Origin of the sequence: Bacillus clarus (assembly GCF_000746925.1) — a bacterium.
Classification (GTDB): Bacteria; Bacillota; Bacilli; order Bacillales; family Bacillaceae_G; genus Bacillus_A; species Bacillus_A clarus.
The window spans coordinates 2,113,183-2,138,054 of the sequence record NZ_JMQC01000008.1 but is presented as its reverse complement, the minus strand read 5'-3'; the positions used below and the strand labels follow the sequence as shown (position 1 = coordinate 2,138,054).

The following is a 24,872-nucleotide window of genomic DNA, read 5'->3' as shown; positions in this document are numbered from 1 at the left end:
AAATCCGTAAGGGCTCATGCCTTTACGGATTTTTTGTAAATGATAGTTTATAAATAAATTAACAAAAATAGTATAATTGTATTGATGTTTTATATACGTAGATTACATATGGCAGTTTATAAAGGAGAGGAACAAATGATTAGTGAAATGAAACAAGAAGCGTTACAGTCTTTAAAAGGTAAATGGGGACTCGGTGTTGGATCAACGATTTTGTACTACATTTTAGGTTATATTGCTTCAATGGTTACAACATTTATTTTTGCTATTCCTGGTATCATTATATTTTCAGGGGTTGCGCTTTTAACGGGTGCGTTTGAAGAAGAAACAATGTCGATAGGCACCGGTATTACTTTTGGTATACTTTATTTCATTATGATAATTTTAAGTATTACATCTTATGGTATTACATCTTATGGTTATACGAACTTATTTTTACAGATTAGTAAGGGAGAAGATGCTAAAATAGATCATTTATTTGAAGGGTTCCGCGGCTTTAAAAGAATGATAAAAACAATGTGGGCAATGCTAGCTACTATTTTGTATACAGGTACGTGGATTCCGTTAGTATTGTTAGGTTTGTTCGGATTTTTTAATAATGAAGGAAATGGAACGATGAATCCTTCACTAGTAATTGCTTTCGTTGTACTATTAATTATTTCAACTGTTGTTGTAATAGTGACTTATTTTTCATATGCAATGATTTACTATGTCATGGTAGAAAATCCAAACTACAGCGTTTCGCAAGCAATGAAACAAAGTAAGGCGATTATGAAAGGGCATAAACTTGATTTATTTCTTCTATGGCTTAGTTTTATTGGCTGGGCGATATTAGCAATTATTCCACTTGGTCTAGGCTTCCTTTGGTTATGTCCATATATAAATACAACAACGGCGCATTTCTATCGCCATATTTCAAAAGATGAATTATAGTAGGAACATGTTATACGAATACAAGTATTAAGGAGAGGAGGCTTTGTATGATTAGTGACTTAAAAGGAGAAGCGCTTGATGCGTTAGAAGGAAAATGGGGATTAGCGGTAGGGGCTACATTACTCACTTCGATTCTTATCTCAATTTGCAACTGTATTCTTACATTTTCCTTTGCGTTATTTTGGGGATGGGAAGAGGCAAGTAGCTCACTTTCAGTGAGTATTACATCAATGCTTATTATTGGTCCGATAACTTTAGGGGTTTATTATCTTGTGTTAAATGCGGTTCGTGAAGATGAGGTTCGCATCGAGCAGTTATTTAGATGGTTTACAGAAGGTAACAAATTTATAAAGTCATTTTTAGTATATTTGTTAATAAATATTTATCTTTTTTTATGGTTCTTACTCTTCATTATTCCGGGTATTATTAAATTCTTTTCGTATGCGATGACGTATTTTATTTTAAATGAGCATCCTGAGTATTCGGCGAATCAGGCAATTACAGAAAGTCGTCGTATGATGAACGGTCATAAAATGGAATATTTTGTAATATGTTTAAGTTTCATTGGCTGGTTTTTACTGAGTTTGATTACGTTAGGAATTGGTTTCTTATGGCTGGCGCCCTATTTTTATACAACAAAAGCAGCGTTTTATGAAGAGATTTCAGAGGATTATTATAGAAAAGAAAGTCCTATATTATAAAAAACACCCAGCGAACTAATTGTTCATGCTGGGTGTTTTTTGTAGAAATTTAATATATTCTTTGTTGCTAAGTGGTTTGCTGAAGTAGTAGCCTTGCATATACCGACAGTTATTATCTCGTAAAAACTTGAGTTGTTCTATTGTTTCAATTCCCTCGGCAACGACTGAAAGATTTAATGTATTGGCGAGAGATAAAATAGTTGAAACGATGGCTTTTTCTTCGTCTCTATGATCTGCTAGTTGTGTAAATTCTTTCGGTATCTTTAATGTTTCAATTGGGAAGAGTGATAAATAGGCGAGAGATGAATAACCGGTACCGAAGTCATCAATTGATGTTTGAATACCGTGCTCTTTTAATTGCTTAAGCCTCAATAATGTTTCTTTTTCATCTATCATCGCAATGCGTTCTGTTAATTCCAGTGTTAAATATTTAGGGTCTACATTTATTTCTGTTAGTATGTTTAAAATATTCTCGACTAAATTATCTTGTTGGAATTCTGTCGCTGATAAATTAACGCTCATTTTTAAATTGGTATAGCCAAGGCTATGCCATATTTTTAGTTGCTGGCAAGATTCTTTTAACATCCAGTGACCAAGTGGGATTACTTGTGGGGTCTCTTCCACAATTGGAATGAACTCACAAGGTGAAATGTTACCTAGGAGCGGATGATTCCAGCGTATTAATGCTTCGGCACCAATTATTTTCTTCGTTGAAATATCAACTTGTGGTTGATAGACAATAAAGAATTCATTATTCACTAGAGCAAGTGGGAAATCTTTTTCAATTCGTGCTTGACGTTCCATTTTCTTATATAGTTCTTTTGTATAGATGGAACTGCCATTTTTTCCTTTGTTTTTTGTTTCATACATTGCCATGTCGGCATGCTGTAAAATGGACATTGAATCTTCACCAGCTTCTGGATATATAGCAATACCTATACTTGGTGAGATTTGTAGATGGTGATTTTCGATTTCAAATGGATCGTTAATTGCCCTTACAATCATATTTGCTATTTCTTGTACTTCATCATCTTTTTCATAATTTTCTATAAGGATTGTAAATTCATCTCCAGCAAGTCGAGCTAGTTTCATATTTGGTCTCGAAATTTGCACAAGTCTTTTTGCTACCGCAATTAAAAGAAGATCCCCAATCCTATGCCCAAGCGTATCATTAATAACTTTAAAACGATCGAGATCAAGAAACATTACAGCAAAAGGAATTTGAACTGTCTTTGCTTTGGTAATCGCTTCTTCTAGTTGCTGATGAAAGGCGCGGCGATTGGAAAGTTCAGTTAAAGTATCATGATAGGCTAAGAAATTAATTTGTTCTTGCTGTTCTTTACTTTCTGTAATGTCTTTAATCATCAAATAAATTCCTGGAATACGTTCCTTTAAAATAATGGGTACAGCTGTAACGTTTAAATAATAAATATCTCTATTTTTATGATAAGCCTTTATTTCCATAGAAATAGAGTTACCTTGTTTTACGTGATGAAAAGCATTAATTATTTTCTCTAAATCTTCTTCGTATACAAGTGAGTAGTAAGGTTGATGCAATAATTCATTTGTTTGATAACCAAGTAACGTAGTACCTGCATTGTTTACATTTAGAAAATTACCATGCAAATCTAATGTGAAGATTGGATCTGGATGATGTTCATATAAAGACTTAAACATTTGCTGACTTCGATATAATTCATTTTTTTGCTCTACTAAATCTTCTGTGCGTACTTCGATTTGCTTCTCTAGTTCTAGATTAAATTGCATTTGCGCTAGTAGTAGTAATTTATTTTGTCTCCGTACTAAAATATGGCGTATGAGGACGAAGAAAAAGGTGAGCATAAGTCCCATTACTAAAACGGGTGCAAAAACGTGCTCTACTAATATAAAGACACTTAGCGCGACAACTGAAATATATGGTAATGACAAACGGATTGTTTCACCTAGTTGAGGTGTTAATAGTACTTGTTCGTCCCGTTCTACTTGCTTTGTGTGAAGCACGCAAGCAAGTGTTATCATAATTAATACAACTTGGTAAAAGGGCAAAACAGTGAACATAGAGTACTCAGGCATAAAATATTTTATAAAAGCATATATCACATCCGTAGTAGCGTACAAAATTAAAGAGCTACCAAGAATGGAAGCAACTTGTTTTGATAAAAATGATAAAGGCCGAAATAAAAGATTAATTCCTATTAAGAGAAATAATAAGTCTGCCATTGGATACGTAAGTTGAACAAATATATCTATATATGAAGTTGTAAATATATAGATTGTTCGTTCGATAAGAAGGTAGTAGCTTAAAGTAAATTGTGCAGTGACGATAATACAAATATCACATAGTGTAAAGAGCTGTTCCCATACATTTCGGTTATAAAGAATTTTGTATAGAAAAGCGGATGCAAAGCTAATTAAAAATAATAAATAAAAAAAGTCGGACGGATCAACAAATGTATAAAAATCGTTCAAAATTAAACGTTGATAAGCGACGATAATATCACCAATTAAATAAGAAAAAACACCTATTGTTAATAGTGTCCAAAAAGGGTGAGCTGATCCTTTTTTTACAGATGAAAAATAGAGTAAATAACTACAAACAATGATATCAATTGAAATAGTAGTAATACTCGTCGTGATTTGGAATGGAAGTGAGTATTCAGACCAAAAGGATAATACGACATAGTGAATCATAAGATATAAAAGCAAAATGCTCATAAGGATACTTACGTGTGTTTGTTTTTTCATTCAATTCACCTACGATATAGATGCGTATAAATCATCTTTTCTTTCGTATTTTATGTTTTACTTGAGAAGATTGTTTGAGAAATATATGCGATTTCTATGTTTTATTTTACACATTTATGGTGAATTGTAAAAATACAATAAGTGCTAAATTTGTATTAATTATTGTTTCTGTTCCCAATATATCGACATCGGAATTTGAAGTTTGCTATAATGATGAAAATAGTTGTATTATTTAGAAAAATTTAAAAATAATAAATGATGCAGGTAAGACATATCGTTTACTAAGTGAACTTGTTCTTAATTTAGGGGGGGGAGGGTTTCACAATGGCAAGTGTATATGAAAATAGTTATATGATTGTTGCTATTTTCTTGCTAGTAGGCATATTGCTGCCCATAGTGGCTCTTACATTAGGAAAGCTGCTGCGACCACATAAACCAAATGCAGCAAAGGAAACGACATATGAAAGCGGGATTGAGCCTTATCATGATGCAAATATTCGTTTTCATGCTCGTTATTATATTTTTGCATTATTGTTCGTTATTTTTGATGTAGAGACTTTATTTTTATATTCGTGGGCTGTTGCATATGACAAGCTTGGATTGTTCGCGCTTATTGAGATGCTAATTTTTGTTGTAATGTTGTTAGTTGGCTTAGCCTATGCTTGGAAAAAGAAGGTGTTACAATGGCTATAAATTTTGAAGAATTGCACCCACAGGAACGAGCGGAGTTAGAAAGGAATATTTTTTTCACTACATTGGAACAGATGAAGGGATGGGCACGAAGTAATTCCTTATGGCCGATGACATTTGGACTGGCATGTTGTGCAATTGAAATGATGGGAGTTGGATCGTCTCATTATGATTTAGATCGATTTGGTTCATTCTTTCGAACCTCACCAAGGCAATCAGATGTCATGATTGTCTCAGGGACCGTAACGAAAAAAATGGCTCCTATTGTACGGCGTTTATATGATCAAATGCCAGAGCCGAAGTGGGTTATTGCGATGGGGTCTTGTGCTACAGCGGGTGGCCCATATGTGAATTCGTACGCGGTTGTGAAGGGAGTAGACCAAATTGTACCTGTAGATGTGTATATCCCCGGTTGTCCTCCTAATCCGGCAGCGTTGATTTATGGAATTAATAAATTGAAAGAGAAGATTCGTTACGAAGCAAAGACAGGGAAGCAGGTGACGAATAAATGAGTGACCTAAATAAAAACTTAGAAGATATGAAAAGAGAAGCGGCCAGACATGCGAAAGAAGAGGCGCGAAAACGTCTTGCAGCAAAGCATGAGGCAGAAATGTCTAATCTTGAGGTACAAGGTCGAGAAAAAGAGAAAGCGCTACCAAAAAGAGATGGAATTGATATAGAAGCGAAGGCAAAAGCAGCGGCGGCAGCGTTAGCGAAGCAGAAGAGAGAAGGAAGCGAAGAGGAATCGGAAGAAGAGAAAGCAAAAGTGAAGGCAAAAGCGAAAGCAGCCGCACTTGCGAAGCAGAAGAGAGAAGGAAGTGTGGAGGGAACAGAAGAAGAGAAAGAGAAAGCGAAGGCAAAAGCAGTGGCGGCCGCAAAAGCGAAAGCAGCCGCACTTGCGAAGCAGAAGAGAGAAGGAAGTGTGAAGGGAACAGAAGAAGAGAAAGAGAAAGCGAAGGCAAAAGCAGTGGCGGCCGCAAAAGCGAAAGCAGCCGCACTTGCAAAGCAGAAAACATTAGGAGATGGTGGGAATCCTGAAGATGAAAAGGTAAAGGCAATTGCAGCAGCCAAGGCGAAGGCAGCGGCGATAGCCGCAGCAAAAGCCAAAGGGGCTGTAAGTAAAAAAGAAGAAGAGCCAAAGCAGGTGGAACCATCATTAAATGAACCGTATTTAAATAAATATATAGAAGTTATTAAGGAGAAAGTGGGTGAAGATTCATTAATAGATTCCTATATTAATAAGCTTTCAAAAGATGTTCCAACTCTTGTAGTTGAGCCAGGGAAATACTATGAAGTGATGGAGTTATTGCGGTTTCATGAGAGCCTCGCTTTTGATTATATGTCAGAGCTTCATGCAACTGATTTTGTTACACATATAGAAGTATATGTTCATCTGTTTTCATACGGAAAGAAACAATCTGTAGCAGTGAAGGTGAAGGTGGACCGGGAAGCACCGCAAGTGGCATCGGTTACGCCGCTTTGGAAGGGAGCGGATTGGCCGGAGCGTGAAGCGTATGACCTACTTGGTACCGTATTTACAGGACACCCTAATTTAACACGTATTTTAATGCCGGATGATTGGGTAGGGTATCCGCTTCGGAAAGATTATGAACCGTTTGATGTGGAGGTGTAGCTATGATCCGGACAGAAGAAATGCTTTTAAATGTAGGGCCGCAGCATCCGAGTACACACGGTGTATTTCGACTTGTGATTAAAATCGATGGTGAGATTATTAAAGAAGCTACACCGGTCATTGGATATTTACACCGCGGGACGGAAAAGATCGCGGAGAGTTTGCAGTATACACAGATTATTCCTTATACAGACCGAATGGACTATTTATCAGCGATGACGAATAACTACGTAATTTGCCACGCTGTTGAAACGATGATGGGAATTGAAATCCCAGAGCGAGCGGAATATTTGCGGGTGCTTGCGATGGAACTTGGCAGAGTCGCGAGTCATCTCGTTTGGTGGGGGACGAATCTTCTTGATATTGGTGCGGTTAGTCCTTTTTTATACGCGTTTCGTGAGAGGGAAATGATCATAAATTTATTAAACGAATTATGCGGCGCAAGGCTTACCTTTAACTACATGAGAGTAGGTGGTGTGAAGTGGGATGCACCGGATGGTTGGATTGAAAAGGTAGAAGAATTTGTGCCGTATATGAGGGAGCAATTAAAAGGGTATCACGATCTTGTAAGTGGAAATGAAATTTTCTTGAATCGTGTGAAAGACGTTGGTATATATAGCGCGGAAGATGCGATTTCTTATTCTTTGAGCGGAGCAAACTTACGCTGCACTGGGGTGAATTGGGATCTTCGTAAAGATGAGCCATATTCTATTTATAATCACTTTGATTTTGATGTGCCGGTTGGAAGTAAGGGGGATGCTTGGGATCGTTACGTTTGCAGGATGCAAGAGATTGAGGAATCTTTAAAAATTATTGAGCAGGCAGCTGGGCAGTTTCCGAAAGAGGGAGCTGTAATGGCGAAAGTACCGAAAATTATTAAAGTGCCTAAAGGAGAGGCATTCGTCCGCATAGAGTCACCGCGCGGGGAAATTGGCTGTTATATTGCTAGCGACGGGAAGAAAGAGCCATATCGCTTAAAATTCCGCAGACCATCTTTTTATAACTTGCAAATTTTACCTAAGTTGTTGAAAGGTGAAAATATCGCCAATTTAATTACGATTTTAGGTGGGGTTGATATTGTGCTTGGGGAGGTTGATGGCTAATGATTGAGTCTCTCTTACAGTCGCCTTCGGGTTGGACGAATTTCTTCATTTTTTTCGGATTAGCGGTACTACTATTATTCGCCGTCCTTGGCTTCGTTACATATGGCATTTTAGCAGAGCGGAAAGTGATGGGCTTTATGCAAGGACGAATTGGGCCAAACCAAGTTGGGGGACGTTTCGGTTTGCTTCAAACGGTAGCGGATGTTTTGAAGCTTTTATTAAAAGAAGATAGCATTCCGAAGGCTGCGGATAAACCGTTATTTATATTAGCTCCCGTTATCGCATTTGCACCAGCATTCATGGTACTTGCTGTGATTCCCTTTACTGATAAATTCCAGTTTGCTGATATTGGCGTCGGTCTTCTTTATTATATTGCTGTCTCTGGAATTACGACGATTGGTGTTGTAACAGGAGGATGGGCATCGAATAATAAATATTCCCTTCTAGGCGGGATGCGCGCGGCGGCGCAAATGATTTCTTATGAGATTCCTCTTGTGATGAGTGTAATTGGTGTCGTCTTATTAGCTGGTAGTCTGAACTTAAACGAGATTGTAGCGGCGCAGGAGAAGGTGTGGTACATTTTCGCACAGCCGATTGGCTTTGTTATTTTCTTAATCGCAGCAGTTGCGGAGCTGAACAGGACGCCGTTTGATTTACCAGAAGCAGAATCGGAGCTTGTTTCTGGATATCATACGGAATACTCAGGGTTCCGCTGGGCATTCTTTATGCTTTCTGAGTACGTATATTTTTTCGGAATGGCTTCCTTAATTACAGTACTCTTTTTAGGCGGATGGAATCCAGTTATGTTCCTTGGTTTTATTCCCGGTGCTGTATGGTTCGCTCTGAAATTTAGTAGTGTTGTTTTTCTCTTAATTTGGTTCCGTGTCACGTTTCCGCGTATAAGAGGCGATCAGTTAATGGAATTTGGATGGAAAGTATTATTACCAATCGCACTTGCGAATATTTTCTTAACGGCATTGATTAAGGAGTTATTCTTCTAATCTATGAGGGAGGTGCCAGTAAGATATGAAAGGGCTATTTAAAGGATTAAAATATACGCTTAGTAATTTGAGTAAGAAAAAGGTGACATATGATTATCCGAATCAACCGTTGCCACTGCCGGATCGCTTTCGAGGAATTCAAAAATTTTATCCGGAAAAGTGCATCGTTTGTAATCAGTGCTCTAATATTTGTCCGACAGATTGTATCCAGTTAACGGGAAAGAAGCATCCAGATCCTACGAAGAAAGGAAAGATTATCGACACGTACGATATTAATTTTGAAATTTGTATTCTTTGCGATTTGTGTACGGAAGTTTGTCCGACAGAGGCAATTGTTATGACGAATAACTTTGAATTGGCAGAGTATACACGTGATGATTTATTCAAAAATTTGCAGTGGCTAGATGAAAACGACGAGAACGTCAGAAAGGAGAATAAAGCATGAATGGCGAGTTTGTAGCGTTCTTTGTATTATCCTTATCGGCGATTATCGGTAGTATTCTCATGCTGAACTTGACGAAAGTGATGCATATGATGCTAGCTCTTGTACTTACGTTTCTTAGTATTGCTGGCTTGTACTTCCTCTTATCAGCTGAATTTATTGGTGTCGCGCAAATTTTGCTTTACTCAGGTGCGATTACGATTATTATGATTTTTGGAATTATGTTAACGAAGCATGATGCTGAATCAGAATCTCGCCTTAGTCTTCGGAAATGGATCGTCTTCTTCGCGGTTACAGCTGTTGGCGCGGTACTATACTTCGCGGTTAATAATATCGACTTTTCAAACCAAAGCACACAAGGAAGTTTACCACTCCATGAACAAAACACACTCCAAATCGGTACACTCTTGTATTCGAAATATATTATTCCATTTGAATTAACATCTGTCATTTTACTCGTTGCACTTGTCGGAGCGATTGTGCTTGCGAAGAAGGATGAGAAAGAAGGGGATTCCCATGAGTAGTATTCCAGCTTCCGCATATTTAACACTTGCTATCATTTTGTTTTGCATCGGATTATTTGGGGCTTTAACAAAGCGGAATACAATTATTGTTTTAATTTGTATTGAACTTATGTTGAATGCGGCCAATTTAAATTTAGTAGCGTTTAGTAAATTAGGATTTTTTCCGAATTTAACAGGGCAAATTTTTTCGCTGTTTACGATGTCCGTTGCGGCAGCGGAAGCGGCGGTTGGACTTGCAATTTTGATTGCCTTCTACCGCAATCGTACTACTGTTAATGTGGATGAAATGGATACGCTGAAAGGTTAGCATTGTGACCGAAAAGGGGGAAGGAAACAATGATTAATTATGCATGGCTCATACCGCTTTTCCCGCTTATCTCATTTTTATTACTTATTATGTTCGGGAAGAAATTCAGAGAAGCAAGTAGTGTACTTGGCATCTTTTTCACATTTCTTTCCTTTGTGGGTGCGGTGATTGTATTAATAGAACGATTTTCGTCGGTAGCAGTGAAGCGTGAGTGGGTATGGCTAACGGTTAGTGATATAGATATATCATTTGGCTTTGAAGTTAATGCGCTAGGAGCTTTAATGCTCTTTATTGTGACACTTGTGAGCTTTCTTGTACATGTGTATTCGAAGGGATATATGAAGGGTGATGCAAGGTTACCGATCTTTTATGCATATTTAGAGCTCTTTACATTTGCGATGCTTGGGCTTGTTATCTCAACGAATTTATTACAGCTTTATATATTTTGGGAGCTAGTCGGTCTCGGCTCGTTTTTGCTGATTGGTTTTTACTTTTTTAAAGAGGAAGCGAAGGCGGCGGCAAAAAAAGCTTTTATTATGACACGTATCGGAGATGTCGGTTTATTTGTTGGGATGATTTTACTTTTTTGGCAGGCTGGCAGTTTTGAGTACGAGGCGATTTTTAAAGCGATGCATACGGGAGAACTGTCGCCTTCCATGATTACACTTACGGCAATTTTAATCTTTATCGGTGCGATGGGAAAGTCGGGGCAGTTTCCACTGCATACGTGGTTACCAGATGCGATGGAAGGGCCCACTCCTGTATCGGCACTCATCCATGCGGCCACGATGGTTGCAGCCGGTGTTTATTTAGTAGCGACAATGTTCCCATTATTTTCAGCGAGTCCTGTAGCGATGCAAACAGTGGCGATTGTCGGCGCTTTTACGGCAATCTTTGCTGCATCTATCGGCCTTGTACAAACGGATATAAAGAGGGTACTTGCTTATTCAACGGTTAGCCAACTCGGGTATATGATGCTTGCACTTGGCTCTGCAGGCTACGTGGCAGGTATCTTTCACTTAACGACACATGCGTTCTTTAAGGCACTACTTTTCTTGGCGGCAGGAAGCGTAATTCATGCAGTGCATACGCAAAACATAAATAAAATGGGCGGCCTCGGGAAGAAGATGAAAGTGACAGGTTTTCTTTTCTTAATTGGTACGTTTGCTATTAGTGGTGTTCCGCTGTTCTCAGGTTTTTTTAGTAAGGATGAAATTTTGGCAGCGGCGTGGATGCATGGAAATTATATTTTATTCGTTTTAGCGGTAATTGCTGCATTTTTAACAGCGTTCTACATGTTTCGGTTATATTTCCTTGTTTTTACAGGAGAAGCGAAGACAGAGGAGGACGTGCACGAGTCTCCTCGTATTATGACTTACCCGATGATTGTCCTCGGTGTTCTTGCAGTAGTGGCTGGTTATATAAATACCCCGTGGTTTGGGACATTTCTTGGGGATTGGCTCACAAAGGATGTAGGGTTCAAAACAGAAGCGGTACATGGACCGATTTGGATTATGGTCGTTGCAACGATCGTTTCATTTGGGGGTATTCTTCTTGCATATCTTATATATGGAAAAAGGTCTATCTCTAGAGATTGGGCTGGTGGAGAAGAAACAACTCTGCATAGTCTTTTGAAGCGAAAATATTACGTAGACGAAATATACAATGTAACTGTGCTTCCTCTTACGAAAGGGATCGCTCATGTGCTTCGCTTATTTGAAGTATACGTTGTAGAAGGGGTTGCTAAATTAGCTGCAAGCTGTGTTAAAGGGATGAGTAGTATAGGTTCGAAATTTCAAAATGGGAATGTACAAGTATATGGAACTGTGACGGCAGTTTCTTTAGCTGCATTAGTTGTCATTCTGTTATATACAGGGGGGTATTGGCAATGAATGGATTACTACTATCGTTCTTCATTTTCTCCCCACTTTTAGGGATCCTCTTACTTTTGTTAACCCCGAAAAAAGAATCACGTACGGTGCAAGCACTCGGTTTATTTGGAACAGTAATTCCCTTTGGAATCGCTATTGTCCTCGCTAGTACATACGTATCTGGAAAGAGTTTATCCATATTTGCAGAAAAGGTGAACTGGATCCAATTTGGGAATTTTCAAGGGGGAGATAAAAAGTTGTTTACCATTTATTACGAGCTCGGAATCGATGGGCTTTCACTTGTGATGATGGTACTTACAGCTCTTTTAGGACTATTTGCAGCAATTGCAGCGTTTTCGATCCGGAAGAATATAAAAGGATTTTACATGCTATTGCTTATGCTTGAAATAGGGATGCTCGGTGTCTTTGCTGCCGAAAATTTATTTCTATTCTTTATCTTCTTTGAAATTACGTTACCACCAATGTTTTTACTTATTGGTAAGTGGGGGAAACTGTCGAGTGAGAAATCTGCATATAGTTATTTAATATATAACGGTATTGGTTCAGCAATTCTGCTCATCGTATTTTCCATCCTTTTTGCAAAAGTAGGTACGACGAATATTGCAGAGCTTAAAAATATTTTAACAGGAGTAGATCCAGCGGCCTCAAACGTTGTTCCAAGTAGTTTGCAACTCGGTTTGTTTGTAGCACTTATGATTGCCTTTGCAATTAAATTGCCAGTTTTCCCGCTTCATCGCTGGATGGTAAATGTACACGTAGAAGCTCATCCGGCGGTAGTTATGCTTCATGCGGGGGTATTATTGAAAATCGGTGCGTACGGTATTATACGCTTCGGAAAAGGGCTATTCCCGGAGTGTTTTCGGGAATTCGCGATGCTACTCGCTATTTTAGGTGTAATCAATTTACTGTACGGTGCTTTTCTTGCACTCATTCAAACGGATTTCAGAAAGGTACTTGCCTATTCTAGTATTTCACATATGGGAATTGTTTTAATGGGGCTTGCAGCACTGAATGCAGCAGGTATACAAGGAGCTTTGTTCCAAGTTGTTTCTCACGGTTTAATTGCAGCGTTATTATTCTTTTTGCTCGGTATGATTGAAGAGCGCTTTGGTACATCTAATATTACGGATCTTGGAGGGCTCGCGAAAAGCGTTCCAGTGCTTAGCGGTTTTTTATTGGCGGGAAGCATGGCATCTCTTGGTTTGCCTGGGATGTCAGGGTTTGTTAGCGAATTCCTTGCATTTCTCGGCTTATTCCAAGGCCAACCAATCATCGCGGCCGTCGGTGTGCTTGGCATCATTTTAACCGCTGTATATGTATTACGGGCAACACTTCAAGTGACATTTGGGAAGCGAGAATGGGAAGGAAAGCGGGATATATACGGGTGGGAATACGTTCCGGTTGTTTTACTCATTTTATGTATTGTTGCAATTGGAGTAATGCCAGATTTGCTTGGAGATCCGCTTCAAAATACATTGAGAACATTGGGGGTGAAGTAGGATGGATATGAATACATTGCTTAGTTTACCTTGGCATTTAATGGTGCCAGAATTCATTGTTCTTGGGGCAGCCATCCTTCTCTCTCTGCTCGATTTGTTTTTCAAGATAGACCGGCGCTATGTAGCGGTTGGAGCAGTAGGTGCTGTCACCTTATCATTGGTATCGTTAATTATGTTATATAGTGAACCATTAGGTGATATTTTAAGCGGTTCTTTCATACTAGACGGATTTTCTAAAGGTTTTAAAACATTGTTATTGCTTGGAACTGCCCTTGTCTTATGTATGGCAATGAGCGATGACAAAAAAGAGCCCATTCAAGATAAAGGAGAATATTATTATTTATTTTTAATGGCGCTTCTTGGTGCGATGTTTATGGCTTCTAGTGTCGATTTCATTACACTCTTTGTTGGGCTGGAACTTCTGTCGCTTTCTTCTTATATTTTAGTCGGAATTCGAAAAAGAAACCTTGCTTCAAATGAAGCAGCAATGAAGTATGTAATTAATGGAGGAATTGGAACAGCAATTACACTTTTTGGATTCAGTTATTTATATGGAATTACAGGGTCAACGAATATAAGTAATATGCAGTCGGTACTTACGCAAGAATTAGCTGGTGGTATTCAATTATTGTTGGCACTCGCGTTTTTACTGTTACTTGTTGGTTTATCATTTAAAATTGCAACGGTACCATTTCATATGTGGGCACCAGATGTGTATGAGGGGGCAGCGACATCGGTAACTGCATTTCTCGGGACGATTTCTAAAATCGCCGGTTTTCTTCTCATTATCCGGTTATTCTTCATGGTCTTTGGAAGCGTGAAGATTCGAGGGGAAGCACAGTCATTGTTCGAACATATGAGTATATATATTGCAGTGTTAGCGGGCATTACGATGATAATTGGGAATGTAGTGGCATTAAAGCAATACAATGTGAAGCGATTATTTGCATATTCAGGGATAGCACATGCAGGGTATTTACTCGTTCCTATCGTAGCATTATCACCATTTATGCTTGATAGTATGTGGTTTTACATGCTTGCTTATTTGCTTATGAATATAGGCTCATTCGCAATCATTCACGGATTAATCTTGCACAGCAAGAAAGAAAATATAACGATATTTGCGGGTTTATACAAACGATCACCCTTTATAGCGGTCATGATGACAATTTTCATTTTATCTTTAGCTGGAATTCCAGGGACAGCTGGTTTTATCGGTAAGATAAATATTTTCTTAGGGGCATTCGCTGTAGAGCCGGCTCATTACGTATTAGCTTCTATTATGATGGGAACGACAGTTATCTCGTTTGTATATTATTTCCGGATTTTACAACAGATGTTCTTTCGCACAGGAGACGAAGAGGAAATCTTACATTTTCCGATTAATTTAAAAATTGTAATTAGCTTTTGTGCAATTTCCATCGTAATACTGGGAATTTTGCCAATGGTCGGTTACAATGTCTTTTATGATATTTTCCATTAATGAAAGATTTCTTCTTCTCTGGGAACGTGGTACAATAGTGAAAATAAAAAGTGTAGAGATGTTACTCTACGCTTTTTATTGTGGAGTAATAATAAAAAAGGAGTACTCACGGTACATGACCTTTAGTGCGAAAGTGCGGAGGGAATTTATAGTGCCTATTTGAGTGTGAAAAAGTGTGGTTTCCATTTAGGTGGAATCGTTTCTGAATCCTAAGTCATGGTAAGCCAAGCGAAAAAGGGGTCGATTTTTTGGCACAACTTTTAGGGCAACAAGCACTGATTGCAATTGTTTCGCATTTATTGTTTATTACCATTACGTGGTGGGCCTTACAAGGTATTCACATTGAACGCCTAATGAAGTCTGGAAAAGTATTGCAAACACGGGTGTTACTCATTCTTGTTACGATTGCCATTGGTACATCTGTGAGCAACTTTTTTCTTGATTATTTAGGCTATTCGAAGAGTTTAACGTATTTAGTAAAGTAAGTGTATAGAACCTCATATCTCCGTTAACAATGGGGATAGGAGGGGATGAAATTGAAAAGGTTACAAACAATTCTTATTGTTGTCATAAGCGTTGTCGTATTCTTGGTCGGGTATAAAGAGATAAAGCCCGTAAGTGATGAACAAAAAATGGAGAGCATGATTGCAGCTTTGGAGAAAAATGGAGCAAAAGTGGAGCGGTGGTCATGGTTAGCACGAGAAACAAGAACCATTTCTAATATACATACGTTTCAAAAGTTGTTAAACGATGTGAAGGAAAAAGCAAATATCCAAAAATGGGAGTTAGAAGAGTCTCAAGATGGATATAAAGCTACAGCATACAAAAAATTTTCTTCTCATGAAGAACGAGTAGTAGTAACTTGGAGTAAGGAAAATACTAAAGAAAACACTTTCATTATCTTTGAAGTGAGTGGGGCGAAATGGGACCCGGAAAACATTCGGAAAATGGATGCAATTTTTAGTACAAAACCTATAATTTACACTTGTGTTGAAGGTGTACTGGATGATAAGATTGAAGGTGTTTTGCAAAATAAAACCAATCAGGTTTTGAAGGATCTTTCAGCAAGAGCGATCGAAGAGATAGAAGAAAGAGCATTTGTGTCAGTCTCCGCATATAATAAAAAGTGGAATGACGCTCTTTCAACAAATAGAGAGAAAATTAATGTGCAAATAGCAATACGTTCTACAGACAACAAAGACACAATTGTGGTTGGCACACCGATCATAACTTCTGAGTATTAAATGAATAGATATTGAATAAAGGACACGGAGGGGAATAAATTGGAAAAAATCATCGTCCGTGGCGGAAAGCGGTTGAACGGCACAGTGCGTGTTGAGGGCGCAAAAAATGCTGTATTACCTATAATCGCTGCAGCCCTATTAGCGAGTGATGGAAAGAATGTACTATCTGAAGTACCAGTATTGTCTGATGTATACACTATTAACGAGGTATTACGTCATTTAAATGCTGAAGTCGTATTTGAAAATAACCAAGTAACAATCGATTCTTCTAAAGAATTAAACATCGAAGCACCATTTGAATATGTACGTAAAATGCGTGCATCTGTTCAAGTAATGGGGCCATTATTAGCACGTAACGGTCGTGCTCGTATTGCACTTCCTGGTGGATGTGCAATTGGTTCACGTCCAATTGATCAACATTTAAAAGGCTTCGAAGCAATGGGAGCGAAAGTAAAAGTTGGTAACGGATTTGTTGAAGCATATGTAGATGGAGAACTAAAAGGTGCGAAAATTTACTTAGACTTCCCAAGTGTGGGCGCTACAGAAAATATTATGTCTGCTGCTACATTAGCAAAAGGGACAACAATCCTTGAAAACGCAGCGAAAGAGCCAGAAATCGTTGACTTAGCTAACTTCTTAAATGCAATGGGAGCGAAAGTACGCGGAGCTGGAACTGGAACGATTCGTATCGAGGGTGTTGATAAATTATATGGTGCAAACCATTCTATTATTCCTGATCGTATCGAAGCAGGAACATTCATGGTTGCAGCAGCAATTACAGGTGGAGACATCTTAATTGAAAATGCTGTGCCAGAACATTTACGCTCTATTACAGCGAAAATGGAAGAAATGGGTGTTCAAGTTATTGAGGAAAATGAAGGTGTACGTGTTATCGGCCCAAGTAAGTTAAAAGCCGTTGATATTAAAACTATGCCTCATCCAGGATTCCCAACAGATATGCAATCACAAATGATGGCATTATTATTACATGCTGACGGAACAAGCATGATTACAGAAACGGTATTCGAAAACCGCTTTATGCACGTTGAAGAATTCCGCCGTATGAATGCTGATATTAAAATTGAAGGTCGCTCTGTTATTATGAATGGCCCGAATAACCTGCAAGGCGCAGAAGTAGCAGCAACTGATTTACGTGCTGCAGCTGCTTTAATCTTAGCTGGTTTAGTATCAGAAGGTTACACGCGTGTAACAGAACTAAAGCATCTTGATCGTGGATATGTAAACTTCCATGAGAAATTAGCTGCATTAGGTGCAACGATTGAACGTATAAATGAAAAAGTAGAAGAAGTGAAAGAACAAGAAGTTTCTGATCTTCACGCTTAAGTGATATAGTCTCTATGTCTTTTGACATAGAGGCTATTTTTTTACTATTACTGTTATAGTCAATAAATTTCATACTTATGCACGTCTTGGTGAAAATATTTAGAAAATTTTTGTTTTATGTTTCTTATGAAGAACTTCCCCCGAGTATGTTCTAAAAGTGAGTCATGTTCCATAAGAATGAAATGAATCCAATTTTATCCCACTATTTGCGGGCTAAAGATTTCGTGAAAACACCCGTAAATGCAAAGTTGGTTCAACTTATAATTAAAGTTTCACTTCATATCGGGGGAATAAGATGAAAATTTCAAAGCCACTTTGCATAACAATGGCGCTTTTAATAGCGCTCGTTATCATTGTACCAGCCGTACTTGTCATTCCGTTTGCAAAAGCGAAGGTAAACGTGAGCGAGCCTTCTAAAAATCCTCCAGCTATGCAGAGCGTACCAGCTCCAGGGAAGGTGAATACAGCGGTTCAGGTTGCTGTATTCCGTGATAAGCAGAAGAAGGTAGAAACGTTGCCTATGGAAGAGTATGTGACAGGTGTAGTAGCTTCTGAGATGAACGTCAGCTTCGAAGTAGAGGCATTAAAGGCACAGGCATTAGCGGCGAGGACATTCGTTGTACAGCGTATGCTAAGCGGAAGTAAGAAAGATAATGCGGATGTGACAGATACGGTCAAGGATCAAGTGTATAAAAGTAAAGACGAGTTAAAGAAGCAGTGGGGCAGTAACTATGAAAATAATTTAAAGAAGATTGAGGAAGCAGTATCTAAAACAGCCGGACAAGTTTTAACGTATGAGGGGAATCCGATTACGGCACAGTTTTTCTCAACGAGCAATGGTTATACAGAAAATGCAGCTGATTATTGGGGAAGTGATTATCCGTACTTAAAGAGTGTAGATAGCCCTTGGGATCAAGCATCTCCGAAATTTACGAGTGAACAAACGTTTACTGTAGCTGATTTTCAAAAACGTCTCGGTGTGAAAGTACTCGCAAACGGAAAGGTTGGTAATATTAAAGACCGCACAGAGGGAAAACGTGTAAAGGATGTAGAGTTTCAAGGTAAAACATTAACAGGAAAAGAAGTACGTGAGAAACTGGATTTACGCTCTTCTGATTTCGCGTGGAAACAACAAGGAAATAACATTATCGTCACAACAAAAGGGTTCGGTCACGGCGTTGGAATGAGCCAATACGGTGCAAATGGAATGGCGAAAGAAGGAAAAGCATACACAGATATTGTTGCTCATTACTATAAAGGTGTCGAAATAAAAACGATGAACGATTACGAAGGAAAACTAATGGTGAAGAGATAGGCATCAAGGTATCCTGATGCCTTTTTTTATTGGAATATCGACCTATCAACAAGGTTCGCTATTTGAAAGGCGCTAATTTAAATTAGCGCCTTTTCATTATGTTTTAAATACCGTAATTTTCCATTAATTGTTTGGTATAATAAGATAAAAAATATTTGGGGGAGACAAAATGGCGTTACTGGAGTTAAAACAGTTGGGGAAGACGAATCAGTTACCAGTTATTGAACTAGGAATTGATAAAGGACAATGTGTTGTATTACAGTGTAATAATCATATTGCCAAAGTTTTGCACCGTATTATTATCGGTGAAGAAGAAGCTTCTTCCGGAAATGTTTTATTTGAAGGAGAAGCGATTGGAAAGAAGATGTATTCGCGAATTGGTTTTTGTTTTTTGAAAGATGAAGCATACGACCGATTGAAAGTAAAAGAGTACTTTTCTTTTATATCAGGATTGTATGAATCAAATATGAGTATAGAAGAAGTAGTACAATATGTCGGCCTCCTAGATAAGTTAAACGTTAAAATAGAAAAACTATCATTTTCTGAAAAACGCCGTCTTCATATTGGCAGGGTCATAATTCATAACCCAGATTTAATCATATTAGAAGAGCCGGAACAAAACGTAGATATAGAGAGTACGATTATTATTCGAAAAGCGATTATGAAGATGAAAGAACAAGGGAAGGCAATCTTTATTACATCATCGTTTTTATCGGATGCACTTTCTTTAACAGAGGATGTATACATATTGAATCAAGATGGTGTGAAAAAAATAGAAATTGAGCGGGAAGAAATTGAAAAAGTCGATGAAGAAAAAGTAGTACAAATGATTCCACAAATGAAACTTGAAAGAATACCAGCGAAAGTAAATGACAAAATCATTTTGCTCGATCCGATGGAGATTCATTTCATTGAAACGCAAAATGGGGTGACGCATATTCATGTGCGTGAAGGGAATTTTGGATGCGCGTTAACATTAAGTGAATTAGAAGCAAGATTAACAGGATTCGGATTTTTTAGATGTCATCGTTCTTATCTCGTTAACTTACAAAGAGTACGAGAAGTAATTACTTGGACGCGTAATAGTTTCAGTTTAATTTTGGATGATGAACGAAAAAGTTCAATTCCACTTTCAAAAGGAAGAATGGATGAATTAAAAGGTGTAATTGGACTCTAAATATGCTCGATTCGGCTTGAAATAGGATTCATTCACCGGTAAAAATACTCCTTTTACCGGTATTTTACTGCGTAACCCCTTTGTTTTTCATATGATGGAGTCAAGAAAAGCGAAATGAACAAACGAGAATCGCTAAAGCGAACTTCATTTATAAAAGAAAAACAAAGGGGATGACGAAATGACATTGGCAATTGAAATGAAAGATGTAATGAAAAGTTTTAATGAAAAAACAGCACTTCGAAATGTAAATATTGAAGTGAAACAAGGTGAGATTTTCGGATTCCTTGGACCGAGCGGATCCGGGAAAACAACGACAGTGAAAATCTTAACTTCTCAATTACTTCATAGTGCTGGAACAGTGAGAGTGTTAGGAAAAGACATTACAGGGCCAAGCAGCATCGATTATAAACGAATTGGTATTTTAACAGATAATAGCGGTTTATATGAAAGACTTAGCATTTATGATAACTTACTGTTATTTTGCGACTTATATGATTGTAAAAAAGAACGGATTGATGAAGTGTTATCACAAGTGAACTTATTAGAAGATAAAAAAACACCAGTGAAAAAATTATCAAAAGGGATGAAACAACGTGTAACGTTAGCAAGAGCAATTCTTCATAAACCAGATATTCTTTTCTTAGATGAACCAACATCTGCCTTAGACCCAGTAAACGTACAAAACATCCACAAAATCTTAAAAGACTTAAATAAAGAAGGAACAACGATTTTCTTAACAACGCACAATATGGACGAAGCAGAAACGCTTTGTAATCGCATTGCCTTCTTATGTGGAGGGGAAATTGTAGCACTTGATACACCAGAAGATCTTCGTTTAAAATACGCGAAAGATAAAATTGAAGTCGTTTTAAAAGACAAGAAGAAAGAAACGGTACAAAAAGATGAATTAGGTGCAAAACGTATTTCAGAATGGATGGGAAAAGGCGAATTACTATCCATTCATTCTTACGAGCCAACGTTAGGCGATATCTTTATTGAAGTGACTGGGAGGGGACTATAATGACGTTTTCAATGAGACGTGTATCAGCTATTGTTCGAAAAGAAATGCAAGATGCAGGTAAGAATTCACAAGTTTTAATGATGGCCGCTTTACCAGTAGTTTTTGCTCTTATTTATGGACAAATGAATGGGCCGAAAGAAGGTATTGCGAGTTTAACAATTTTAACGGCACTTATCTTTATAGGGGGATTTGTGCAAGCGATGGTGATTGCGGAAGAGAAAGAAAAACATACGCTACGTGTGTTGATGTTGTCACCTGCTTCTTCTCTTGATGTACTATTAGGAAAAGGTTTTATTACAGCAGTATTGACGATAGTGGCTTCGTTTGCAAATTTATTTATTTTGAATGTTTTTAAAGGGAATATGGTAGTATTCGTTTTGTTAATTGTAATTTCCACATTAATATTTATTATGCTTGGAACCATTATTGGTTTATTTTCTGAAACAGTAGCTCAAACATCGCTCATTGGGATGCCAATATTAATGGTTCTGTTTATGGGCCCGATGATGTTACCATACATTAAAAATGAAACTATTAAAACTATAATTGAGTTTCTTCCAACGTATCATATAGGTGAAGCGATTGTTAAATTATTGAATGGAAAAGGATTTGTAGCGGTAAATGGGGATTTTATCAATTTAGGTATTTGGTTTGTTGTAGCCGTAATCGTGTGTCTATTTACTTACAAAAAGAAACAATTAGACTAAAAAACTGAGCCGAAAGTGCTCAGTTTTTTCTTTTTTCATCATTTCCTCGGAAATTCCGCAATCTATATACATATTTTGTCGAAAAGTAATTAGTTATAGGTTGTATAGGATGAATGAATATTGTTCAAAATGATTGCTGAGGTGATGATAGAATGCGAGGAAGGAATAATAAAAAGTCGCGAAAAGTAGTACATTTATTTCAAAAAAGATGGGTGTTTCCGGCACTATACATTGCTTGTGCAGCGGTAATCTTAACGGTTGCTCTATGGTTCCAGGCAGCTAATCCAAAGAAAGCTCCTAACCAAGATCAAGCAACACCGTATACGCAAACGGAAGATCCAGCAGTACCAGTAACAAAGTCTTCAGAAGTTGTGAAGATGCCAGCTGCAGCAAATGCAGAAGTGGTAGTGCAGAAGAAGTTTTATGAAGATGCAGCATCAGAGGCGGAACAAGAAAAAGCACTTGTTTTTTATAACAACACATATTCCCCGAATAAAGGAATTGATATTGCTGCGAAAAACGGAAAAGAGTTTGATGTTACAGCTGCTTTAAGTGGTACAGTAACGAAAGCTGAAAAAGATTCGCTTCTAGGTTATGTTGTAACAGTAGATAGTGGAAATGGTCTTGCGGTATCTTATCAAAGCTTAGGCAGTGTGAAAGTAGAAAAAGGTGCAAAGGTCACGCAAGGTGAAGTATTAGGAAAATCTGGTCTAAGTGCAATGAATAAAGACGCAGGTTCTCACGTTCACTTTGAAGTGCGCAAAGACAATGTAGCTGTAAACCCAGAGCGTTACTTAAATAAAAATGTAACGGAAATTAAAGCAGACGCAGGTGCTACAAAGGCAACGAATGCTTCTGGCACGAAAACTGAGGAAAAAGGCAAAAAAGAAGAGAAGTCTACAAGCAGTACGCCGGAAAGTAAGAAAGAAGATAAAGGTCAAAAAGAAGAAAAATCAACAAGTGGTTCTGCTGATGACAAAGAAACGAACGGAAAAACAGAAAATAAAGATCAAAAGCAGGAAAAATCAACAAATGGTTCTACAGAATCATCTAGCGATTCTTCTTCTACACAAGAATAAGAACACAAAAAGATCAGTTCTCACTAAGGAACTGATTTTTTTATGCTTATATAAAAATAAATGGGTTCGAGAAAAAGATTGCAATAACAAGGAAAAATGACGAGATTCTCGAATATATATTAAAAAAGGAGGGGGATACTGTGTCATTTTTATCAGTTCTGTCGATTGCTATTATATTATTGTTTGTTTTATTTACTTTATATTATTATATTGCCAGTAAGAAAGAAGTTCCCCACCATCAATTGCTAGAAGAAGAGTATGAGCGTGAAGAGTGACACCTTTTTTAAAGGGTGTCATTTTTTTGTTCCGGAAAATTGTCATTGTTAACACATTTCTCACCTGAAATTGTAATTTTTCTTAACTTAGTCCGCAAAAATACCGAACATGTAGCATATATCAGTAGTGCGGGCAATACAATGGTATAAACCAATGCAAAGAGAGTGTTTGAGGTGAGAAATCGTGGATCATTTCATTATAAATTCCAGAATGTTTAACGCTTACAAACAGCACTCAAATTTACTTCTTAGTCGTATGCAGCGAGTCTCATTTCACACTTCTCACATCCAATTTAGGGAGGCGAGTGGTGTGCACGATTACATCAAAGAGAGAACTATCAAGATTGGTAAGTATATCGTGGAGACAAGAAAGACAGTGCGTGTAATCGCAAAAGAGTTTGGGGTATCAAAGAGTACAGTCCATAAAGATTTAACAGAGCGTCTACCAGAAATTAATCCAGAGCTCGCAAATGAAGTGAAGGAAATTCTCGATTATCATAAGTCAATCCGCCATCTACGGGGCGGAGAAGCAACGAAGCAGAAGTACCGAAAAGAAGATACAGAAAAAACCGTGCGACAATAAATATAGTAAAAGCAAACATTCCGTAACATTTTTCAGAAGAATTCTTTTTGCGAATATTACGTTTCTGTTAAATATATGATAAAATCAGAAATTAGGTGTAAAAGAATTCGGGTACAACCTGATTTTAAATATCGAGGAGGAAAAGACGGGAATGTTTGCGAGAGATATCGGAATTGACCTAGGCACGGCTAACGTATTAATTCATGTAAAAGGTAAGGGTATTGTATTAAATGAGCCATCAGTTGTGGCAATTGATCGTAATAGCGGAAAAGTATTAGCAGTAGGGGAAGAAGCAAGAAGTATGGTGGGACGTACACCTGGTAATATTGTGGCGATTCGCCCACTTAAAGATGGTGTAATTGCAGATTTCGAAATTACAGAAGCGATGTTAAAGTATTTCATTAACAAATTGGACGTGAAGAGCTTCTTCTCAAAACCTCGTATTTTAATTTGTTGTCCAACAAATATCACATCTGTAGAACAAAAAGCAATTCGTGAAGCTGCTGAACGTTCAGGTGGTAAAACAGTATTCTTAGAAGAAGAACCAAAAGTAGCTGCTGTTGGTGCTGGTATGGAAATCTTCCAGCCAAGTGGAAACATGGTTGTTGATATTGGTGGAGGTACAACAGATATCGCTGTACTTTCAATGGGTGATATTGTTACCTCTTCCTCTATCAAAATGGCTGGGGATAAGTTTGATATGGAGATCTTAAACTATATTAAACGTAAGTATAAGCTATTAATCGGGGAACGTACATCAGAAGATATTAAAATTAAAGTTGGTACAGTATTCCCAGGTGCGCGTAGTGAAGAGCTTGAAATTCGCGGACGTGACATGGTAACAGGTTTACCTCGTACAATTACAGTATGTTCGGAAGAAATTACAGAAGCATTGAAAGAAAATGCGGCTGTTATTGTACAAGCTGCAAAAGGCGTATTAGAGCGTACACCACCAGAATTATCTGCAGATATCATTGACCGCGGTGTTATTTTAACGGGCGGTGGAGCGTTATTACACGGTATCGACATGCTTCTAGCAGAAGAATTAAAAGTACCAGTATTAATCGCTGAAAATCCAATGCACTGTGTTGCTGTTGGTACAGGTATCATGTTAGAAAACATCGATAAACTACCACGTCGTGCATTGAAATAGTTATATAAAGGGTAGTAAAAAGTG

At 37.8% G+C, this 24,872-nt stretch carries 24 protein-coding genes and 1 pseudogene; 24 read left to right on the top strand and 1 reads right to left on the bottom strand.

The window, feature by feature from the left end; all coding sequences use genetic code 11:
* Window positions 1–135 precede the first annotated feature (135 nt).
* Together DJ93_RS11915 and DJ93_RS11910 are read left to right on the top strand one after the other, a co-directional pair.
* A complete protein-coding gene (locus DJ93_RS11915) occupies window positions 136–930 on the top strand; it encodes a DUF975 family protein (RefSeq protein ID WP_042981034.1) in 795 nt (264 codons plus the stop codon).
* 47 nt (window positions 931–977) lie between these two features.
* Window positions 978–1,631 carry a DUF975 family protein gene (locus DJ93_RS11910; RefSeq protein ID WP_042981033.1) on the top strand — a complete coding sequence of 218 codons (654 nt, stop codon included), beginning with the start codon at window positions 978–980 and terminating at the stop codon, window positions 1,629–1,631.
* A 15-nt stretch (window positions 1,632–1,646) separates the two neighbouring features.
* Here DJ93_RS11910 and DJ93_RS11905 read toward each other — a convergent pair whose 3' ends face one another.
* On the bottom strand, window positions 1,647–4,376 hold the full coding sequence (locus DJ93_RS11905) for a putative bifunctional diguanylate cyclase/phosphodiesterase (RefSeq protein ID WP_042981031.1): 2,730 nt from the start codon (window positions 4,374–4,376) through the stop codon (window positions 1,647–1,649).
* Between the two features lie 324 nt (window positions 4,377–4,700).
* On the opposite strand from DJ93_RS11905, the gene DJ93_RS11900 reads away from it, so the two are divergent.
* The 22 genes and pseudogenes from DJ93_RS11900 to mreB all read left to right on the top strand — a co-directional run bounded on the left by DJ93_RS11900 (window position 4,701) and on the right by mreB (window position 24,848).
* Window positions 4,701–5,069 carry an NADH-quinone oxidoreductase subunit A gene (locus tag DJ93_RS11900; RefSeq protein WP_042981030.1) on the top strand — a complete coding sequence of 123 codons (369 nt, stop codon included), beginning with the start codon at window positions 4,701–4,703 and terminating at the stop codon, window positions 5,067–5,069.
* Complete coding sequence (gene nuoB, locus DJ93_RS11895; RefSeq protein WP_042981028.1) at window positions 5,060–5,578, top strand: NADH-quinone oxidoreductase subunit NuoB; 519 nt, start codon at window positions 5,060–5,062, stop codon at window positions 5,576–5,578. Before DJ93_RS11900 ends, nuoB begins: the two co-directional genes overlap by 10 nt.
* Window positions 5,575–6,699, top strand: coding sequence for an NADH-quinone oxidoreductase subunit C (locus tag DJ93_RS11890; RefSeq protein ID WP_042981027.1), 1,125 nt, complete (start codon window positions 5,575–5,577; stop codon window positions 6,697–6,699). Before nuoB ends, DJ93_RS11890 begins: the two co-directional genes overlap by 4 nt.
* A 2-nt stretch (window positions 6,700–6,701) precedes the next feature.
* A complete protein-coding gene (nuoD, locus tag DJ93_RS11885) occupies window positions 6,702–7,802 on the top strand; it encodes an NADH-quinone oxidoreductase subunit NuoD (protein WP_042981026.1) in 1,101 nt (366 codons plus the stop codon).
* Window positions 7,802–8,803 (top strand): NADH-quinone oxidoreductase subunit NuoH, encoded by a 1,002-nt coding sequence (nuoH, locus tag DJ93_RS11880; protein WP_042981024.1) that lies wholly within the window; start codon window positions 7,802–7,804, stop codon window positions 8,801–8,803. Before nuoD ends, nuoH begins: the two co-directional genes overlap by 1 nt.
* Before the next feature lie 25 nt (window positions 8,804–8,828).
* On the top strand, window positions 8,829–9,248 hold the full coding sequence (gene nuoI, locus DJ93_RS11875) for an NADH-quinone oxidoreductase subunit NuoI (protein WP_042981023.1): 420 nt from the start codon (window positions 8,829–8,831) through the stop codon (window positions 9,246–9,248).
* A complete protein-coding gene (locus DJ93_RS11870) occupies window positions 9,245–9,769 on the top strand; it encodes an NADH-quinone oxidoreductase subunit J (protein WP_042981022.1) in 525 nt (174 codons plus the stop codon). The genes nuoI and DJ93_RS11870 overlap by 4 nt, the downstream gene beginning before the upstream one ends.
* A complete protein-coding gene (nuoK, locus tag DJ93_RS11865; protein WP_042981021.1) occupies window positions 9,762–10,076 on the top strand; it encodes an NADH-quinone oxidoreductase subunit NuoK in 315 nt (104 codons plus the stop codon). The genes DJ93_RS11870 and nuoK overlap by 8 nt, the downstream gene beginning before the upstream one ends.
* 29 nt (window positions 10,077–10,105) lie before the next feature.
* Window positions 10,106–11,968 (top strand): NADH-quinone oxidoreductase subunit L, encoded by a 1,863-nt coding sequence (gene nuoL, locus DJ93_RS11860; RefSeq protein WP_042981020.1) that lies wholly within the window; start codon window positions 10,106–10,108, stop codon window positions 11,966–11,968.
* The gene (locus DJ93_RS11855) at window positions 11,965–13,467 is read left to right on the top strand and encodes an NADH-quinone oxidoreductase subunit M (RefSeq protein WP_042981019.1); all 1,503 of its coding nucleotides are present in this window, start codon (window positions 11,965–11,967) and stop codon (window positions 13,465–13,467) included. Before nuoL ends, DJ93_RS11855 begins: the two co-directional genes overlap by 4 nt.
* A gap of 7 nt (window positions 13,468–13,474) precedes the next feature.
* Window positions 13,475–14,988 (top strand): annotated as a pseudogene (gene nuoN / locus DJ93_RS11850) (NADH-quinone oxidoreductase subunit NuoN).
* Window positions 14,989–15,198: 210 nt separating this feature from the next.
* Window positions 15,199–15,435 (top strand): DUF1146 family protein, encoded by a 237-nt coding sequence (locus DJ93_RS11845; RefSeq protein ID WP_017153534.1) that lies wholly within the window; start codon window positions 15,199–15,201, stop codon window positions 15,433–15,435.
* 45 nt (window positions 15,436–15,480) lie between these two features.
* On the top strand, window positions 15,481–16,194 hold the full coding sequence (locus tag DJ93_RS11840) for a YwmB family TATA-box binding protein (RefSeq protein WP_042981016.1): 714 nt from the start codon (window positions 15,481–15,483) through the stop codon (window positions 16,192–16,194).
* 39 nt (window positions 16,195–16,233) lie between these two features.
* On the top strand, window positions 16,234–17,538 hold the full coding sequence (murA, locus tag DJ93_RS11835) for a UDP-N-acetylglucosamine 1-carboxyvinyltransferase (protein WP_042981015.1): 1,305 nt from the start codon (window positions 16,234–16,236) through the stop codon (window positions 17,536–17,538).
* A 295-nt stretch (window positions 17,539–17,833) separates the two neighbouring features.
* Window positions 17,834–18,853: a stage II sporulation protein D gene (gene spoIID / locus DJ93_RS11830; protein ID WP_042981014.1), complete on the top strand. Its 1,020-nt coding sequence runs from the start codon at window positions 17,834–17,836 to the stop codon at window positions 18,851–18,853.
* Between the two features lie 169 nt (window positions 18,854–19,022).
* Window positions 19,023–20,030 carry a LytTR family transcriptional regulator DNA-binding domain-containing protein gene (locus tag DJ93_RS11825; protein WP_042981013.1) on the top strand — a complete coding sequence of 336 codons (1,008 nt, stop codon included), beginning with the start codon at window positions 19,023–19,025 and terminating at the stop codon, window positions 20,028–20,030.
* Between the two features lie 178 nt (window positions 20,031–20,208).
* Window positions 20,209–21,051: an ABC transporter ATP-binding protein gene (locus tag DJ93_RS11820; protein WP_042981012.1), complete on the top strand. Its 843-nt coding sequence runs from the start codon at window positions 20,209–20,211 to the stop codon at window positions 21,049–21,051.
* A complete protein-coding gene (locus tag DJ93_RS11815) occupies window positions 21,051–21,758 on the top strand; it encodes an ABC transporter permease (RefSeq protein WP_042981011.1) in 708 nt (235 codons plus the stop codon). Before DJ93_RS11820 ends, DJ93_RS11815 begins: the two co-directional genes overlap by 1 nt.
* Window positions 21,759–21,910: 152 nt before the next feature.
* Window positions 21,911–22,837, top strand: a complete 927-nt coding sequence (locus DJ93_RS11810) for a stage II sporulation protein SpoIIQ (RefSeq protein WP_042981010.1) — start codon at window positions 21,911–21,913, stop codon at window positions 22,835–22,837.
* A 140-nt stretch (window positions 22,838–22,977) separates the two neighbouring features.
* Window positions 22,978–23,112 carry a hypothetical protein gene (locus DJ93_RS11805; protein WP_042981009.1) on the top strand — a complete coding sequence of 45 codons (135 nt, stop codon included), beginning with the start codon at window positions 22,978–22,980 and terminating at the stop codon, window positions 23,110–23,112.
* Window positions 23,113–23,422: 310 nt separating this feature from the next.
* Entirely contained in the window at window positions 23,423–23,695 is a 273-nt protein-coding gene (spoIIID, locus tag DJ93_RS11800) for a sporulation transcriptional regulator SpoIIID (RefSeq protein ID WP_042981008.1), read from the top strand.
* Between the two features lie 151 nt (window positions 23,696–23,846).
* Window positions 23,847–24,848, top strand: a complete 1,002-nt coding sequence (gene mreB, locus DJ93_RS11795) for a rod shape-determining protein (RefSeq protein ID WP_042981007.1) — start codon at window positions 23,847–23,849, stop codon at window positions 24,846–24,848.
* The last annotated feature ends 24 nt before the right edge of the window (window positions 24,849–24,872 follow it).

Excerpts from the sequence above, each read along its gene's own strand:
- DJ93_RS11910 (WP_042981033.1), top strand. The coding sequence starts at position 978 with ATGATTAGTGACTTAAAAGGAGAAGCGCTTGATGCGTTAGAAGGAAAA.
- nuoK (WP_042981021.1), top strand. The coding sequence starts at position 9,762 with ATGAGTAGTATTCCAGCTTCCGCATATTTAACACTTGCTATCATTTTG.
- nuoB (WP_042981028.1), top strand. The coding sequence starts at position 5,060 with ATGGCTATAAATTTTGAAGAATTGCACCCACAGGAACGAGCGGAGTTA.
- DJ93_RS11855 (WP_042981019.1), top strand. The coding sequence starts at position 11,965 with ATGAATGGATTACTACTATCGTTCTTCATTTTCTCCCCACTTTTAGGG.
- nuoI (WP_042981023.1), top strand. The coding sequence starts at position 8,829 with ATGAAAGGGCTATTTAAAGGATTAAAATATACGCTTAGTAATTTGAGT.
- nuoH (WP_042981024.1), top strand. The coding sequence starts at position 7,802 with ATGATTGAGTCTCTCTTACAGTCGCCTTCGGGTTGGACGAATTTCTTC.
- nuoL (WP_042981020.1), top strand. The coding sequence starts at position 10,106 with ATGATTAATTATGCATGGCTCATACCGCTTTTCCCGCTTATCTCATTT.
- DJ93_RS11840 (WP_042981016.1), top strand. The coding sequence starts at position 15,481 with ATGAAATTGAAAAGGTTACAAACAATTCTTATTGTTGTCATAAGCGTT.
- spoIID (WP_042981014.1), top strand. The coding sequence starts at position 17,834 with ATGAAAATTTCAAAGCCACTTTGCATAACAATGGCGCTTTTAATAGCG.
- mreB (WP_042981007.1), top strand. The coding sequence starts at position 23,847 with ATGTTTGCGAGAGATATCGGAATTGACCTAGGCACGGCTAACGTATTA.
- DJ93_RS11815 (WP_042981011.1), top strand. The coding sequence starts at position 21,051 with ATGACGTTTTCAATGAGACGTGTATCAGCTATTGTTCGAAAAGAAATG.
- DJ93_RS11825 (WP_042981013.1), top strand. The coding sequence starts at position 19,023 with ATGGCGTTACTGGAGTTAAAACAGTTGGGGAAGACGAATCAGTTACCA.
- DJ93_RS11905 (WP_042981031.1), bottom strand. The coding sequence starts at position 4,376 with ATGAAAAAACAAACACACGTAAGTATCCTTATGAGCATTTTGCTTTTA.
- DJ93_RS11900 (WP_042981030.1), top strand. The coding sequence starts at position 4,701 with ATGGCAAGTGTATATGAAAATAGTTATATGATTGTTGCTATTTTCTTG.
- DJ93_RS11870 (WP_042981022.1), top strand. The coding sequence starts at position 9,245 with ATGAATGGCGAGTTTGTAGCGTTCTTTGTATTATCCTTATCGGCGATT.
- nuoD (WP_042981026.1), top strand. The coding sequence starts at position 6,702 with ATGATCCGGACAGAAGAAATGCTTTTAAATGTAGGGCCGCAGCATCCG.
- DJ93_RS11820 (WP_042981012.1), top strand. The coding sequence starts at position 20,209 with ATGACATTGGCAATTGAAATGAAAGATGTAATGAAAAGTTTTAATGAA.
- DJ93_RS11810 (WP_042981010.1), top strand. The coding sequence starts at position 21,911 with ATGCGAGGAAGGAATAATAAAAAGTCGCGAAAAGTAGTACATTTATTT.
- DJ93_RS11915 (WP_042981034.1), top strand. The coding sequence starts at position 136 with ATGATTAGTGAAATGAAACAAGAAGCGTTACAGTCTTTAAAAGGTAAA.
- DJ93_RS11890 (WP_042981027.1), top strand. The coding sequence starts at position 5,575 with ATGAGTGACCTAAATAAAAACTTAGAAGATATGAAAAGAGAAGCGGCC.